The 14,250-nt window shown below is 59.8% G+C and carries 13 protein-coding genes and 1 rRNA gene; 10 read left to right on the top strand and 4 right to left on the bottom strand.

The genetic code is table 11. The annotated features are described in order from the left end of the window. Positions 1–67: ribosomal RNA gene (locus IGS58_RS20330) — 16S ribosomal RNA — on the bottom strand; the annotation flags it as partial. A 605-nt stretch (positions 68–672) separates the two neighbouring features. Between IGS58_RS20330 and IGS58_RS20325 the strand changes: the two genes are divergently transcribed. The 3 genes from IGS58_RS20325 to IGS58_RS20315 all read left to right on the top strand — a co-directional run bounded on the left by IGS58_RS20325 (position 673) and on the right by IGS58_RS20315 (position 4,130). After that, the gene (locus tag IGS58_RS20325) at positions 673–1,953 is read left to right on the top strand and encodes a sensor histidine kinase (protein WP_070253895.1); all 1,281 of its coding nucleotides are present in this window, start codon (positions 673–675) and stop codon (positions 1,951–1,953) included. A 68-nt stretch (positions 1,954–2,021) separates the two neighbouring features. Beyond that, positions 2,022–2,780, top strand: a complete 759-nt coding sequence (locus tag IGS58_RS20320; RefSeq protein ID WP_034782231.1) for a LytR/AlgR family response regulator transcription factor — start codon at positions 2,022–2,024, stop codon at positions 2,778–2,780. Positions 2,781–2,936: 156 nt separating this feature from the next. After that, positions 2,937–4,130 (top strand): PAS domain-containing sensor histidine kinase, encoded by a 1,194-nt coding sequence (locus IGS58_RS20315; protein ID WP_230522517.1) that lies wholly within the window; start codon positions 2,937–2,939, stop codon positions 4,128–4,130. 46 nt (positions 4,131–4,176) lie between these two features. Here IGS58_RS20315 and IGS58_RS20310 read toward each other — a convergent pair whose 3' ends face one another. From IGS58_RS20310 to IGS58_RS20300, 3 genes are all read right to left on the bottom strand, one after another. Further along, complete coding sequence (locus IGS58_RS20310; RefSeq protein WP_052140115.1) at positions 4,177–5,124, bottom strand: porin; 948 nt, start codon at positions 5,122–5,124, stop codon at positions 4,177–4,179. Positions 5,125–5,309: 185 nt separating this feature from the next. After that, the gene (locus tag IGS58_RS20305) at positions 5,310–5,960 is read right to left on the bottom strand and encodes a class I SAM-dependent methyltransferase (RefSeq protein WP_034782226.1); all 651 of its coding nucleotides are present in this window, start codon (positions 5,958–5,960) and stop codon (positions 5,310–5,312) included. A gap of 61 nt (positions 5,961–6,021) precedes the next feature. Next, complete coding sequence (locus IGS58_RS20300) at positions 6,022–6,963, bottom strand: CysB family HTH-type transcriptional regulator (protein ID WP_034751505.1); 942 nt, start codon at positions 6,961–6,963, stop codon at positions 6,022–6,024. Positions 6,964–7,123: 160 nt separating this feature from the next. Between IGS58_RS20300 and IGS58_RS20295 the strand changes: the two genes are divergently transcribed. The 7 genes from IGS58_RS20295 (at position 7,124) to cobA (ending at position 14,006) form a co-directional block, all read left to right on the top strand. After that, on the top strand, positions 7,124–7,897 hold the full coding sequence (locus IGS58_RS20295; RefSeq protein ID WP_070253893.1) for a sulfite exporter TauE/SafE family protein: 774 nt from the start codon (positions 7,124–7,126) through the stop codon (positions 7,895–7,897). An 81-nt stretch (positions 7,898–7,978) separates the two neighbouring features. After that, positions 7,979–9,667: a nitrite/sulfite reductase gene (locus IGS58_RS20290; RefSeq protein ID WP_070253892.1), complete on the top strand. Its 1,689-nt coding sequence runs from the start codon at positions 7,979–7,981 to the stop codon at positions 9,665–9,667. Next, complete coding sequence (locus tag IGS58_RS20285) at positions 9,660–10,220, top strand: DUF934 domain-containing protein (RefSeq protein WP_034782220.1); 561 nt, start codon at positions 9,660–9,662, stop codon at positions 10,218–10,220. The genes IGS58_RS20290 and IGS58_RS20285 overlap by 8 nt, the downstream gene beginning before the upstream one ends. A 9-nt stretch (positions 10,221–10,229) precedes the next feature. Further along, positions 10,230–10,946, top strand: coding sequence for a phosphoadenylyl-sulfate reductase (locus IGS58_RS20280; RefSeq protein ID WP_070282804.1), 717 nt, complete (start codon positions 10,230–10,232; stop codon positions 10,944–10,946). 39 nt (positions 10,947–10,985) lie between these two features. After that, a complete protein-coding gene (gene cysD, locus IGS58_RS20275; RefSeq protein WP_034782216.1) occupies positions 10,986–11,897 on the top strand; it encodes a sulfate adenylyltransferase subunit CysD in 912 nt (303 codons plus the stop codon). After that, the gene (locus tag IGS58_RS20270) at positions 11,897–13,213 is read left to right on the top strand and encodes a sulfate adenylyltransferase subunit 1 (protein ID WP_034782214.1); all 1,317 of its coding nucleotides are present in this window, start codon (positions 11,897–11,899) and stop codon (positions 13,211–13,213) included. The genes cysD and IGS58_RS20270 overlap by 1 nt, the downstream gene beginning before the upstream one ends. A gap of 28 nt (positions 13,214–13,241) precedes the next feature. Next, entirely contained in the window at positions 13,242–14,006 is a 765-nt protein-coding gene (gene cobA / locus IGS58_RS20265; RefSeq protein ID WP_230522516.1) for a uroporphyrinogen-III C-methyltransferase, read from the top strand. The last annotated feature ends 244 nt before the right edge of the window (positions 14,007–14,250 follow it).

Here is a 14,250-nt window from a genome sequence, read left to right as displayed (position 1 = left end):
GTTCGACTTGCATGTGTAAGGCATGCCGCCAGCGTTCAATCTGAGCCAGGATCAAACTCTTCAGTTTAATCTCTGTTTAATGTCATTTCTGACAGGTCGGACAGTATCACTACCATCCAAATCTTTTGCATTGCAAAAGATTTGCTCACTCAAAAAACTGACAGGCCACTACTTTCGTAGCGCCTATTTCATTATTTCTTGTGAACATTTGATATTTTAAGTTTGACGCCAATCCGAAGATTGACGCTGCACTTACATCAAATGCCCACACTTATCGACTGTTAATTGTTAAAGAACTGTATTCGGTTACTGCTTTCGCGCTATCGACAAAGCGTTGTGTTTGTCAGCTGCGAAGAAGGAAGAGTATGAAGCATTTCAGCACAATCGTCAACTCCTTCTTTTTTCTCACTTTACGCTGCATTTGCATGCGTCGTTCAGCGAGGGGGCGAATTATAGCCGTGCCCCGCACGCCCCCGCAAGCGCTATTTTTCCACCCTCACCGCCCAGCAAGCATAGTCTTCACTTCAAGCGCCTTTTTGTGCAGCCTGTCGCAATCGGCTGGCGTAGTTCGTGGTCTTTAGGCACAGTGGCAACATCAGACTCTGACGCTACTCAACAAGGGGTTAAACTTGCCCGCTGCGTCGATTAACTCTTGTACTTGAAAGTGCCCTCATGCTTCCGATTTCCAGCCTGCCCCAATTGTTGAAAACCATCCTCGCTTGGTTGCAACGGGCATTCGACGCGACGACGACCTGGGTTACCCAACTGTCCTGGTGGAAATTCTTCCTGTTCGCTGCACTGGCACTGATCGCCGGCTCCATTTTGCAAGATGAGCTGTTCTCGTCCAGCCCGGACGAAGAAGTGGTCATCAAGTCGCATAAACGCAGCAGCAAGGGCTCGGGTGAAACCAATATCCTGATCGACGATACGGGCATTCACTTCAATCCCCGCAACAGCAAGAACCGCCGTAGCAGCTCGGCCGATCCAGCCGATGCGGCCGAGGCAGACGCACAAGCCGGTGCCGTGCCGCCCGAACCGCCTGAACCACCGGCGGCCCCTGCCAAACCCAGCTATCCAGTAACGACGAATGCCTCGGGCGAAGAAGTCCATATCGAATTGCCGCCGCAAATCGGCGAAGAGCTGTCGAATGCTATTGAAGAAGCGGTCGATGATGCGGCAGAACAAAAAGTGTCGCGCTATCACCAGCAGGCATCGACCTGGTTCAAGAGCTTTGTGTCCTTGCTGGTATTGGCCCTGTTTGCCATGAAAGCCCTGGTTGGCGGCAAGAAACGTGCGGAAGCGGAAACTGTCACGGCAAACGAGGCCGCCGAGCGCGAATCCATGCAGCGCCAGCTCAGCGAGGCGAAGATGCAGATGATGCAGGCGCAAGTCGAGCCGCACTTCCTGTTCAACACACTGGCCTCCGTCGAACACCTGATCCAGGTCGATCCGCCGCGCGCGGCCAAGATGCAGCGCAGCCTGATCCAGTATCTGCGCGCCGTGCTGCCGCAAATGCGCGACAACGCCCTGATTACCAACCTGGGCCGCGAAGCGGATATGGTGCAAGCGTACTTGAACCTGCTGAAAATGCGCATGGAAGAACGCCTGACCGTCGATTTCCAGATTCCAGACGGCCTGCGCAGCGCCGCCTTCCCGCCCATGATGCTGCAATCGATGGTAGAGAATGCCATCAAACACGGCCTGGAAGTCAAACCGGAAGGCGGCACCCTGCGCATCGTGGCAGAAGTGGCGCACAGCAAGCTGCGCGTCACGGTGACCGATGACGGCCTCGGCTTTGGCGTGGTACCCAGCGATGGCACGGGACTCGGTTTGCCCACCATCCGTGAGCGCCTGAAGCTGCTGCATGGCGACCAGGGCAGCCTGACCATTACGCCTAATCAACCGTCCGGCGTATGCGCCGTGATCGAAGTGCCATATCAATTGTCCAAATAAGACAGAGTAGTTGATAAAAACGCTAAATCATTGAATAATCAATCTTCGCCTGTTCACACTTGAGACCTATGCCTACCGCTATTATTGCCGACGACGAAAGACTGATGCGCGACCAGCTGCGCCTGCGCCTGGGCCAAGCCTGGCCTGAACTGGAAATCATCGGCGAAGCCAAGAATGGCGACGAAGCGATCGAACTGGTGGAGCAACTCAAGCCGGACTTTGCCTTCCTCGATATCCGCATGCCGGGCAAGACAGGCATGGAAGCAGCGCAAGTGATTGGCGGCAAGACGCATATCGTCTTCGTCACGGCCTATGATACCCACGCCGTCGAAGCCTTCGAGCGGGGCGCCGTCGACTACGTGCTCAAGCCGCCCGAGCATGAGCGCTTGCTGGTCACGGTGGAGCGCCTGAAAACCCACTTGAACAAGCCGGCCCTGGACGTCAACAGCAGCGTCACGGCCATGCTGTCGCAACTGGCGGAAAAAATCACGGCCAAGCCCACGTATCTGCAATGGATACAGGCCAGTATCGGCCAGGACTTGCGCATGATCCCCGTGGAAGAGATTCTGTTCTTCCGTTCTGACGAGAAATACACCTGCGTGCAGACAGCCAAGTATGAGGCGCTGATCCGCAAGCCCGTGCGCGACCTGGCCGAAGAGCTCGATCCTTCGCTGTTCTGGCAAATCCACCGCGCCACACTGGTCAATGTGAATGCCATCGAAGGCGTGACGCGCGACATCCGCGGCCGCCACCTGGTGCTCATCAAAGGCAAGTCCGACAAGCTCGAAGTGAGCCGCAGCTTCCTGCACCTGTTCAAGCAAATGTAAGTCTCTCGCCGCCGCCCGGCCCAGGCCGGCGCGGCGCATCACTCTCTTCTTTCCCCTTCCTGCGCCACATCAAGCCGCGCCGTGCCAACAGGCATAGGCTAAAGTCCTGTCTGCCATTCCTGTCTTGCCTTCGTTCACGTTCGCAAGGAGAACCCCATGCCTGACCGAGGCAGTTCCACACTGCTGCGCATCCTGCCACTGGGCATGGCGGCAGCGCTTTTGCTGTGCTTGTTTCCTCCCCTGAAAGCCCTCCGGCAACGGCAGGCGCGTGGCCAGGCCATCATCGATAGCGCCAGCGACGCCATCATCAGCATCGACAGCGGGCAAATCATCCTGCATGCGAACGCGGCGGCAGCCAGGTTGTTCGATGACACACCAGGCGGCATGCGCGGCATGCGCCTGGGCCACTACATCCTGCGCGACTTGCGTACCCTTGACGGCCTGGGCAAGCACGATGGCGATCCGCCGTTTGGCGACATCAGCCAGGAGCTGCGCCTGACGGGCCGGCGCGCCACCGATTACACCTTGACGGGCCGGCGCAGCGATGGCGCCATGTTTCCCCTCGAAGGTTCGCTCTCGGCCATGCAGGAAGACGGCCATAGCGTGTTTACCATCATCGTGCGCGATATCACTGCGCGCCAGCAAATGCATGAACAGCTGGCCCGCTCCTTTTCGCAACTGCGCGAATTGTCGAGCGCGCTGCAATCCATCCGCGAAGAGGAGCGCAAGCATATCGCACGCGAACTGCATGATGACCTGGGGCAGCTGCTGGCCACCTTGCGCGTCGACCTGACCCTGGTGCGCCAGCACACGGATACCACCGCATCCTTGCAAGCACTGCTGCACAGCATGGACGGCTTGCTGGTGACGGCCATCACCTCGCTGCGGCGCATCGCCAGCAACCTGCGTCCGCGCGCGCTCGATGAAGGGGGCTTATATTTTGCGCTACAAAAACTGCGGCACGACTTCCTGCTGCGCCGCGCCATCCATTTCGACTTGCTGGCCGACGAAGCCGACCTCGTGCTCGACGATGCGCGCAGCACGGCCATCTATCGCATCGTGCAGGAAGCGCTGACGAATATCGCGCGCCATGCCGAGGCTAGCCACATCACCATCGCTCTGCACCGCATCGATTCCTCGCTCGCCATCACCATCCAGGATGACGGCCGCGGCATTGCCGAACACGACCTGGAAAAAGCCACGGCCCTGGGCTTGCTGGGCATGCGCGAACGGGTGTGGGGCTTGAACGGCAGCATCCATATCGGCGCCGATAGCGAATTGGGCGGCACGCGAATCGACATCTCGCTGCCCATGCATGCGGAGGCGGCAGCAGCAGCGGCGATGCAATAAAAAAGGCGCCCGCAGGCGCCTTTCACTTCGTCACATCGAACGATGCTTAGAATTTGTGTGCCAGGCCGATCTGGTACGAGGTCAGCGATTTGACGCGCTCGCGGCCAGCGTAAGCGTACACGTCGGTGCGCTTCGACAGGTGGTAGTCGTAGCCGACGCCGAATTCCTTGATGGTGTCCTGATCCTTGAACTTGTTGTTGCTTTGCTCTTGCTTGCCATACGACACTTTGGCATCGCCGCCGCCAACCGTGTAGTTCAGGCCGATCAGGTAGGACTTGAATTCGCCGGTCGTGGCAACTTTGGTGTCGCCTTTCGAGTAGGCGGCCGTGATCTTGGCTGGGCCGAATTTATAGCCGCCACCGATGGACCACAGGTCAGGCTTGGCGGCCGTTGCCGTTGCTTGCACGGCTTTTTCGTAGCCGGCGTGCAAGCTGATCGGGCCATTGTCGTAGGTTGCCAGGCCGATCACGCCTGCGTCAGCGCTGTTGACTTCGCTCAGCACGTATTGCAGGCTGCCCACGAAACCTTCAAAGCTTGGGCTGTTGTAGGTCACGGCGTTGTTGACGCGCGATGTGCCGACGCCCGAACGCAGCAGGGTTTCATTGTTCTTGCCGACCACGCCGTAGGTGTTGAATGGATCGACGCGGGCGATGGTGCCATCGACCAGGTTCTTGGTGCGGCCCAGGATGGCGGTACCAAACGCGCCTTTCAAGCCCACGTAAGCTTGACGGTCGAATAACACGCCTTTTTGCGCGCCGGTATCGGCCAGGAATTCACTTTCCAGGTTGAAAATTGCGGACAGACCGCCACCCAGATCTTCCGTACCCTTGAAACCGAGGCGCGACGCATTGTTTTCGCGTTGTACCGTCGGCTGGCCAGTGGTCTTGGCAATACCGAGGTCAACCAGGCCATACACGGTGACGTTCGATTGTGCTTGTGCCGTAGCTGCTGCGAAGGTGCCGATGATCAATGCTGCCAGAGTAATTTTTTTCACTTGAGATTCTCTACATTAGGTTGGACAAGAATGTTGCTGCTTAGCTGCTGAACCGAATCATGCCCACCAAATACTTCAACAATATGACATCGACAAGATGTTGTTTTTTGGCACAATGTCTTGTCAGATAAAAACAACAGGCGAAAAAAAACCGCCCGAGGGCGGCTTGTGGCGGCAGTCCGGCCTTACTTCAGGCGGCAGCTCAGCAGCCAGTAGTATTCCAGGCGCTTCATGCGGATTTCGCGGGCCGAATGGGCGAACTTCTTGCGCAGGTGGCTATCCGACGGGAAATTCTTCAGCACTTCATAGCGCTCGCCCCCATCCGTCGTGCGGAACTGGTGGGTATTGCCTTCCAGGTCGGTGCGCGCGATAACGGTGCTGCTGCCATCGACATAGGAATTGTCGATCAGTACCAGCAGGATGTCCTTGCCCAGCTTGCTGCGCAATTGCTTCAGGTATTTGTCCTGGTCTTCACGCTTGACGTGCGACCACCAGAAGCCGGCAAATACGGCCGTGAACTTGCCCAGCAAATCGTCTGGCAAGTTGAACGCGTCGAGCTTGGCGAAGGTGACGTTGTCGGGCAAGCCGCGCGCCTGGGCCAGCGCCAGCATTTCATCGTTGATGTCGGTAGCCAGCACGGACTCGGCCGACTCGGCGACCACTTCCGTCCAGTAGCCGGTGCCGCAAGCCAGTTCCAGCACGGTGTGGCCTTCCAGCACGTCGGCGACCTTGTCGCGCAACACTTCCAGGTCTTCCTGGCGTTCGGGCTTGTCATAGACGCGCTCGTACTGCTGCGCGATGGTGGCGTAATATTTGGCAAGCTGATCGGTAATCATTGTTTCTTCTCTTCTTAAATAATCTTGGCCAGGCACCTCGCCCGGCCGACTTCGTGCATTGTTATAGTTCGTAGTGCTCTTTATCACCGCTCATCGCCTGCTCGATGAGCTTGCGGTTCAGGGTCGGCGTCAGCAACTCGATAAAGGTATAAATATAGCTGCGCAAATACGCGCCTTGCTTGACAGCCACGCGCGACACATTCATGCCGAACAGGTGGCCGACAGGGATGGCGCGCAAGCCTTTGTCGCGCTCGGCATCGAAGGCCATACCCGCTATGATACCAATCCCCATGCCCAACTCGACATAAGTCTTGATCACATCCGCATCGATGGCTTCGAGCAAGATGTCAGGCTTCAGGCCGCGCAGCACGAAAGCGTGGTCGATCTTGTTACGTCCGGCAAACGCGCTGTCATAGGTAATCAGGGGGAAGGCGGCGATTTCTTCCAGGGTCACGGACTTCGACTTGAGCAGCGGATGGTCGACCGGCACCACCACCACGTGCTCCCACTGATAGCATGGCAAGGTGATCAAGCCATCGATGGCGGCGATCGATTCCGTGGCGATGGCCAGGTCGGCCTGGTCGCGCTGCACCATTTCGGCGATCTGGCGCGGGTTGCCTTGCAGCAAAGACAATCTTACCTTCGGAAACTTCAACATGAAGGCTTGCACCACCTTCGGCAAGGTGTAGCGCGCCTGCGTATGCGTGGTGGCAATGGTAAAGCTGCCGCTGTCCTGCGCCGCGAATTCCTTGCCGATGCGCTTCATGCTGTCGATTTCCTGCATGATCAGCTCGACGGACTCCAGCACCAGGCGGCCCGGCTCCGTCAAGCCGCGGATGCGCTTGCCGTGGCGCGTAAAAATATCCACGCCCAGCTCTTCCTCCAGCTCGATGATGGCTTTCGATACGCCCGGTTGCGACGTAAACAAGGCCTTGGCGGCGTCCGTCAGGTTGTAATTCTGCCGGACCGCTTCGCGCACGAAGCGCAATTGATGGAGATTCATTGCTGGTTTGCCCTAGATTGCCGTGATTTGCCGAGTTTCCGCCCCACCCATGATTTTACGTTCATGCATATACGCATATCGCATATAAGCAAATGCGTACTTAGTAGTTTGGAATAAACACTAAGTTTATTACTATTGCGGGTACTTTGGGGGTGCAAGCATGACTTTGTCTTATATAGTCTCAGGATTTGCCGTAGGATTACTCGTAGGAATGACCGGCGTGGGCGGAGGTTCGCTGATGACGCCGCTGTTAACCTTGCTGTTTGGCGTGCCGCCTTCCGTGGCGGTGGGCACCGACCTGGCGTTCGCCTCGATCACCAAGAGCGCCGGCACCCTGACGCACCGCCTGCGCGGCACCATCCGCTGGGATATCGTCAAGCGCCTGTGCATGGGCGCCCTGCCCGCCGCCGTCATCGCGACCCTGGCGCTGAAATCGTTCGGCACCCTGTCGCCGGAAATCGGCCAGATCATCCGTTACTCGATCGCCGGCTCCGTGCTGCTGACCGTCGTGGCGCTGATTTTCAAGGGCCGCATGCTGGCCTGGATCAATGCACACCCCGAGAAACAATTGCAAGGTAACAAGCTTGCCGCTGCGACCATTATTTCCGGCGCCGTGCTGGGCGTGCTGGTCACGGTGTCGTCGATCGGTGCCGGCGCCATCGGCGCGACCCTGCTGGTGATGCTGTATCCACGCATGAGCTCGGCCGAAGTGGCGGGCACCGATATCGCCTACGCCGTGCCCCTGACGGCCATCGCCGCCCTGGGCCACTGGTGGCTCGGCTCCATCCACTGGGAATTGCTGGCCTCCTTGCTGGTCGGCTCCCTGCCCGGCATCACGCTCGGTTCCTGGGTCGCCCGCTCCGTGCCGGAAAAGTTTTTACGAGTGCTGCTGGCGATGACCTTGACCGGCGTGGCAGTGAAGCTAATCTATTAATTACCGAACAAGTGACAAGAGCAGTATCAAGAACATAATCCCAGGCAATCTTCCAGCACCCCGGCTTTTTTAGGAATTGATATGTACCACTACGATCAGTACGACCACCTCATCATCAAAGAACGCATCGCCCAGTACCGAGACCAGGTTGCGCGCCGTATCGCCAATGAGCTGACGGAAGAGGAGTTCATTCCGCTGCGCCTGCAAAACGGCCTGTACATGCAACGCCACGCCTACATGCTGCGCATCGCCGTGCCATACGGCTTGCTGTCGTCGAAGCAGATGCGCATGTTCGCACACATCGCGCGCAAGTACGACCGCGGCTATGGCCACTTCACGACGCGCCAGAATATCCAGTTCAACTGGATCGAACTGGAGCAAACTCCCGATATCCTGACGGACCTGGCATCGGTGGAAATGCACGCAATCCAGACTTCCGGCAACTGTATCCGTAATACAACATCGGACCCGTTCGCCGGCGTCGCCGCCGATGAAATCATCGATCCGCGCCCGTACGCGGAAGTGTTGCGCCAATGGAGCACCTTCCACCCCGAGTTCATCGCCCTGCCGCGTAAATTCAAGGTCGCCATCAATGGTGCCGAAGAAGACCGTGCCGCCATCGCCGTGCACGATATCGGCTTGACGGCCGTGCGCAACGAAGCTGGCGAAGTGGGCTTCAAGGTGATGGCCGGCGGCGGCATGGGCCGCACGCCGATCCTGGGCAGCGTCGTGCGCGAATTCTTGCCGTGGCAGCATTTGCTGACGTATATCCAGGCCATCATGCGCGTGTACAACCTGCACGGCCGCCGCGACAACAAATACAAGGCGCGCATCAAGATCCTGTTGAAAGCCATCGGCGTGGAAGAATTCACGCGCCAGGTGGAAGCAGAGTGGGTCGACTTGAAAGATGGTCCGGAAACCTTGACGGCCGAGGAAATGCAGCGCGTGGCGGACTTCTTCAATCCACCCGCCTATCTTGCCCTGCCGGAACTCGACTACAAGGCGGAGCACGCGGACAACAAGGCGTATGTGAACTGGCTGGCGCGCAACGTCAAGCCGCACCAGCGTCCCGGCTACGTGGCCGTGGTACTGTCGCTGAAGAAAACGGGCGTGCCGCCGGGCGATGCGACGGCCGAGCAGATCGACTTCGTGGCGGATCTCTCCGACCGCTACAGCTTTGGCGAACTGCGCGTGACCCACGAGCAAAACCTGGTGCTGGCCGACGTGGAGCAGTCGAAACTGTTCAAACTGTGGCAGGAAGCCAAGGCGCACGGCCTGGCCACGCCGAACATCGGCTTGCTGACGGACATGATCTGCTGCCCCGGTGGCGATTTCTGCTCGCTGGCCAACGCCAAGTCGCTGCCGATCGCGGCCGCCATTGCCGAACGCTTCGACAGCATCGACTTCCAGCATGACATCGGCGAGATCGAACTGAATATTTCCGGCTGCATCAATGCCTGCGGCCATCATCACGTGGGCAGCATCGGCATCCTCGGCGTCGACAAGGATGGCAGCGAATGGTATCAAGTGTCGATTGGCGGCGCGCAGGGCAACAATGCGGCCATCGGCAAGATCATCGGACCATCGTTCTCTTCCCTGCAGATGCCTGAAGTCATCGGCCGCCTGCTGCACGTCTATGTGCGCGACCGCCACGAAGGCGAGCGCTTCGTCGATACGGCCCAGCGCCTGGGCGTGGCGCCGTTCAAGGAACACGTATATGCAACGCCGATCACGGTCGGCAACCTGGTGGGAGAGGACGAATATGTTTGAAGTACGCGAAGAAATCATCAAGAACGCCGCCGTGGTGCCAAATACCTGGGGCTTGCTGCGCCTCGATGAAAACGACACGCCGGAGACGGTCGTCGTGCCTGCAGGCAAGGTCATCGTGCCCCTGCTCGTATGGCAAGCCCAGCGCGAGACCCTGGCCGCCCGCCTGCCCGATATCGGCGTATGGCTGGCCAGCGACGAGCGCCCGGAAGAACTGGCGGCCGACGTGGCGCAACTGCCCGTGATCGGCGTGGACTTCCCGAAATTCACGGATGGCCGCGGCTATTCGATCGCCTTCAACCTGCGCGCCCGCCTGGGTTTCCAGGGTGAGTTGCGCGCCATCGGCGACGTGTTGCGCGATCAGCTGTTTTCCATGCACAGGGTAGGCTTTGACGCTTATGCCACCCGGCCCGACCGCAGCATCCACGACGCCCTGAAAGGTTTGTCGGTCTTTTCGGAAACCTACCAGGCTTCGTGGGATCAAAAATCACCACTGTTCCGCCGCCACCAGCGCGAAGGCCAGAATCCTGACCTCGACAACGCGGCCGGCATCTGAGGGCCCATCATGAGCAATTTGACTTCTTTGATTGACGCCACCGAGCAAACGCTGACACGCATCGCCGCGGATTTTTCGCCGGCCGTGTTCGCGTCCAGCCTGGCAGCCGAAGACATGGTGCTGACCGACATGATTCTCAAGGCGAAGCTGCCCATCGGCATCTTTTCCCTGGAAACGGGCCGGCTGCACCAGGAAACCCTGGCCGTGCTCGACAAGGTCAAGACCCGTTACGACCACGACATCACCTTGTACCGCCCGCAGCCGGAAGCGGTGGCTGCCTACGTGGAACAGAACGGCCTGAACGCCTTTTATAACAGCGTCGAGATGCGCCGCGAATGCTGCCGCATCCGCAAGGTCGAACCGCTGGGGCGCGCCCTGGCCGGCAACAAGGCCTGGGTGACGGGACAACGCCGCGCCCAGTCCACCACGCGCGCCGAATTGCACGTGCAGGAAGACGACGCGGCGCACGCGATGACGAAATTCAATCCGCTGGCCGACTGGTCGGAAGAAGACGTGTGGGCATACATCCGCGCCAACGACGTGCCCTACAACGCGCTGCACGACCAGGGCTACCCGTCGATCGGCTGCGAACCCTGTACGCGGGCCGTCCAGCCGGGCGAAGATGTGCGCGCCGGACGCTGGTGGTGGGAAAACCCTGACTCCAAGGAATGCGGCCTGCACATGGTGGACGGCAAATTGATACGCATCAAATCCGTGGCAGCCTGAACAGACACAACAGACTCAGCAGAATAAGAAAGCACCCATATGAGCAATATTTTGAACCAGCGTCACCTCGACAGCCTTGAATCGGAAGCCATCCACATCATGCGCGAAGTGGCGGCCGAATCGGCCAATCCTGCGCTGCTGTTTTCCGGTGGCAAGGATTCCGTCGTCCTCTTGCGCTTGGCCGAGAAAGCCTTCCGTCCGGGCAAGTTCCCATTTCCCCTCGTGCATATCGACACGGGCCACAACTTCCCGGAAGTCATTACTTTCCGTGATAAAAAGGTGGCGGAACTGGGCGAACGCCTGATCGTCGGCTCCGTGGAAGACTCGATCAAGCGCGGCACCGTGCGCCTGCGCAACCCGGCCACGGATTCGCGCAATGCGGCGCAAGCCGTGACCTTGCTGGAAACCATCGCCGAACACGGCTTTGACGCCTGCATCGGCGGCGCCCGCCGCGATGAAGAAAAGGCCCGCGCCAAGGAACGCATCTTCTCGTTCCGCGACGAATTCGGCGCCTGGGACCCAAAAGCCCAGCGTCCGGAACTGTGGGACCTGTATAACACCCGCGTGCATCCCGGTGAAAACATGCGCGTGTTTCCCATCTCGAACTGGACGGAGCTGGACGTGTGGCAATACATCGCCCGCGAGCAACTGGAATTGCCGCCGATCTACTTCGCGCACGAGCGCCAGGTGATCCCGCGCAACGGCTTGCTGGTGCCGCTGACGGATCTGACGCCGCCACGCGAAGGCGAAACGGTGGAAACGCAAGTCGTGCGCTTCCGCACGGTGGGCGATATCTCGTGCACCTGCCCTGTCTCCTCCGATGCGGCGACGGTCGACGCCATCATCGCCGAAACGGCAATCACGCAAATCACGGAACGGGGGGCCACCCGCATGGATGACCAGACTTCCGAAGCCTCGATGGAAAAACGCAAGAAAGCAGGGTACTTCTAATGAACGCAGCAATCCAGAACACCAACCTCACCGACAGCCTGGAGCGCGGCATGTTGCGCTTCATCACGGCCGGTTCCGTCGATGACGGCAAAAGCACCCTGATCGGCCGTTTGCTGTTCGACAGCAAGGGCATCTTCGCCGACCAGCTCGACGCCATGTCGCGCTCCAAGCACAAGCGCACGGTGGGCGACACGGTCGACCTGTCCCTGCTGACGGACGGCCTGGAAGCGGAACGCGAGCAAGGCATCACCATCGACGTGGCCTACCGTTACTTTGCCACGCCGAAACGCAAGTTCATCATCGCCGACACCCCGGGCCACGAACAATACACCCGCAACATGGTCACGGGCGCTTCCACCGCCGATGCCGTCATCATCCTGATCGACGTGTCGAAGGTAAAACTGGGCGACGATGGCAGCGTGGAATTGTTGATCCAGACCAAGCGCCATTCGACCATCGCGCACTTGCTGCAGATCGAGCACGTGGTCGTGGCCGTCAACAAGATGGACCTGGTCGACTACGATGAAACGGTGTACAAGCGCATCGTGGCCGCCTACCGCGAATTTGCCCAGTCGCTGGGTTTGAAGGACATCACGCCGATTCCCCTGTCGGCACTTACCGGCGACAACGTCGTCGAACGCGGCGACAAGCTGGGCTGGTACACGGGCCCGACCCTGATCGAGCTGCTCGAATCGCTGTCCGTCTACGATGAATCGCACGACACGCCATTCCGCTTCCCGGTGCAGCTGGTGGCGCGCCACAATGGCCACGAAGCGAACGACTTCCGCGGCTACATGGGCCGCATCGAAGCGGGCAAGGTCAGCATCGGCGACACCCTGGTGGTGCAGCCATCGGGCCAGACGGCAACAGTCAAAGACATCGTCACCCTGGACGGTTCGCTGTCGACGGCCGTGGTGGGCCAGTCCGTGACCCTGCTGCTCAATGAATACCTCGATATCTCGCGCGGCGACTTGCTGGCAAGCAGCGAGCGTCCTGCCACCCTGCTGAAACAGGTGGTGGCCGACGTGTGCTGGCTGTCGGAAGACGCGCTGGACCTGCGCCGCAAGTACTGGATCAAGCACGGCACGAAACAGACGGCAGCCAAGGTGACGGCGATCGAATCGATCCTCGACATCAATACGCAGCAGCGCCATCCGGCCGAAGGCTTGAAGCTCAACGATATCGCCCGCATCAGCCTGAATGTGCAGCAGGCGCTGGCGGCCGACGCGTATGCCGATATCCGCGCCACCGGTGCCTTCATCCTGATCGATGAAGTCACCCACCAAACGGTCGCGGCCGGCATGGTTCGACTCTAACTCCGCATCGTCCAGGAAAGGCAGCCACATGAACAGCTCCCCATCTCTCCCCGGCAAGGTCTACCTGGTCGGCGCCGGCCCCGGCGCGCAAGACCTGATGACCTTGCGCGGCGCGCGCCTGCTGGCGCAAGCGGACGTCGTGCTGCACGACGCGCTGGTCACCGAAGAGATGCTGGAGCTGTGCCCGCAGGCGAAGAAAATCCTCGTAGGCAAGCGCTGCGGCCAGTTGTCGACGGCGCAGGCCTTCATCAACAAGCAACTGGTCGACCATGCACGCAAGCACGCCGTCGTCGTGCGCCTGAAAGGGGGCGACCCCATGCTGTTCGGGCGCGCCGACGAGGAATTGCGCGCGCTGGAAGAGGCGGGCATCACGGTGGAAGTGGTGCCCGGCATTACCACGGCACTGGCGGCAGCGGCCGCCACACAGCAGCCGCTGACCAAGCGGGGCGTGTCGCGCAGCGTGGCCTTTTTCACGTCCAGCACGGCGCCGGGCGAACCGGACCAGACGCGCATTCCCGACTGCGACACCCTGGTGCAATACATGGGCGGCCGTGAAGCCATCGCCACGGCACAGCGCCTGCTGGCGCAGGGCCGCCGTGCCGACACCCCGGTGGTGGTGATTGAAAACTGCAGCCGCCCGGACCAGCGCATCGTGCGCCTGCCGCTGAGCGCCCTGGCGCATGGCCTGGGCGACACCCACGGCCCCGTGCTGGTGATGCTGGGCGACGCCATGGCCGCGCGCGCGCACCAGAGCACCGAAGCAGCCGCCGCCATGCTGGCGCGCCATGCTTGAATAAACACACCGTATTTTACCGACTTTAAAGTCAGTAATCGACGTCTTCAGAGGAAACATGATACGATGCGGACGCATCTTTTCTCGAGAAGTTGTTGCGTGATAGCAATAAATTCACGCTTCGCCCCGCCATAGCGCTTGCCATGCGGTCTCCCGGCTGACGGAACCACTGGCAACCTCCCCGAAAAAAGCTGCGCCCGCAGGCTGCAATACCGCGCCGCGCAACTTTAGCCTTACGACCACA

Origin of the sequence: Janthinobacterium sp. EB271-G4-7A (assembly GCF_020858075.1) — a bacterium.
GTDB lineage: Bacteria > Pseudomonadota > Gammaproteobacteria > Burkholderiales > Burkholderiaceae_D > Janthinobacterium > Janthinobacterium lividum.
Note: the sequence above shows the minus strand (reverse complement) of the source record. Positions and strands in the feature narration are given on the sequence as shown.

Excerpts from the sequence above, each read along its gene's own strand:
- IGS58_RS20320 (WP_034782231.1), top strand. The coding sequence starts at position 2,022 with ATGCCTACCGCTATTATTGCCGACGACGAAAGACTGATGCGCGACCAG.
- IGS58_RS20290 (WP_070253892.1), top strand. The coding sequence starts at position 7,979 with ATGTACCACTACGATCAGTACGACCACCTCATCATCAAAGAACGCATC.
- cysD (WP_034782216.1), top strand. The coding sequence starts at position 10,986 with ATGAGCAATATTTTGAACCAGCGTCACCTCGACAGCCTTGAATCGGAA.
- IGS58_RS20270 (WP_034782214.1), top strand. The coding sequence starts at position 11,897 with ATGAACGCAGCAATCCAGAACACCAACCTCACCGACAGCCTGGAGCGC.
- IGS58_RS20305 (WP_034782226.1), bottom strand. The coding sequence starts at position 5,960 with ATGATTACCGATCAGCTTGCCAAATATTACGCCACCATCGCGCAGCAG.
- IGS58_RS20280 (WP_070282804.1), top strand. The coding sequence starts at position 10,230 with ATGAGCAATTTGACTTCTTTGATTGACGCCACCGAGCAAACGCTGACA.
- IGS58_RS20315 (WP_230522517.1), top strand. The coding sequence starts at position 2,937 with ATGCCTGACCGAGGCAGTTCCACACTGCTGCGCATCCTGCCACTGGGC.
- cobA (WP_230522516.1), top strand. The coding sequence starts at position 13,242 with ATGAACAGCTCCCCATCTCTCCCCGGCAAGGTCTACCTGGTCGGCGCC.
- IGS58_RS20325 (WP_070253895.1), top strand. The coding sequence starts at position 673 with ATGCTTCCGATTTCCAGCCTGCCCCAATTGTTGAAAACCATCCTCGCT.
- IGS58_RS20285 (WP_034782220.1), top strand. The coding sequence starts at position 9,660 with ATGTTTGAAGTACGCGAAGAAATCATCAAGAACGCCGCCGTGGTGCCA.
- IGS58_RS20300 (WP_034751505.1), bottom strand. The coding sequence starts at position 6,963 with ATGAATCTCCATCAATTGCGCTTCGTGCGCGAAGCGGTCCGGCAGAAT.
- IGS58_RS20295 (WP_070253893.1), top strand. The coding sequence starts at position 7,124 with ATGACTTTGTCTTATATAGTCTCAGGATTTGCCGTAGGATTACTCGTA.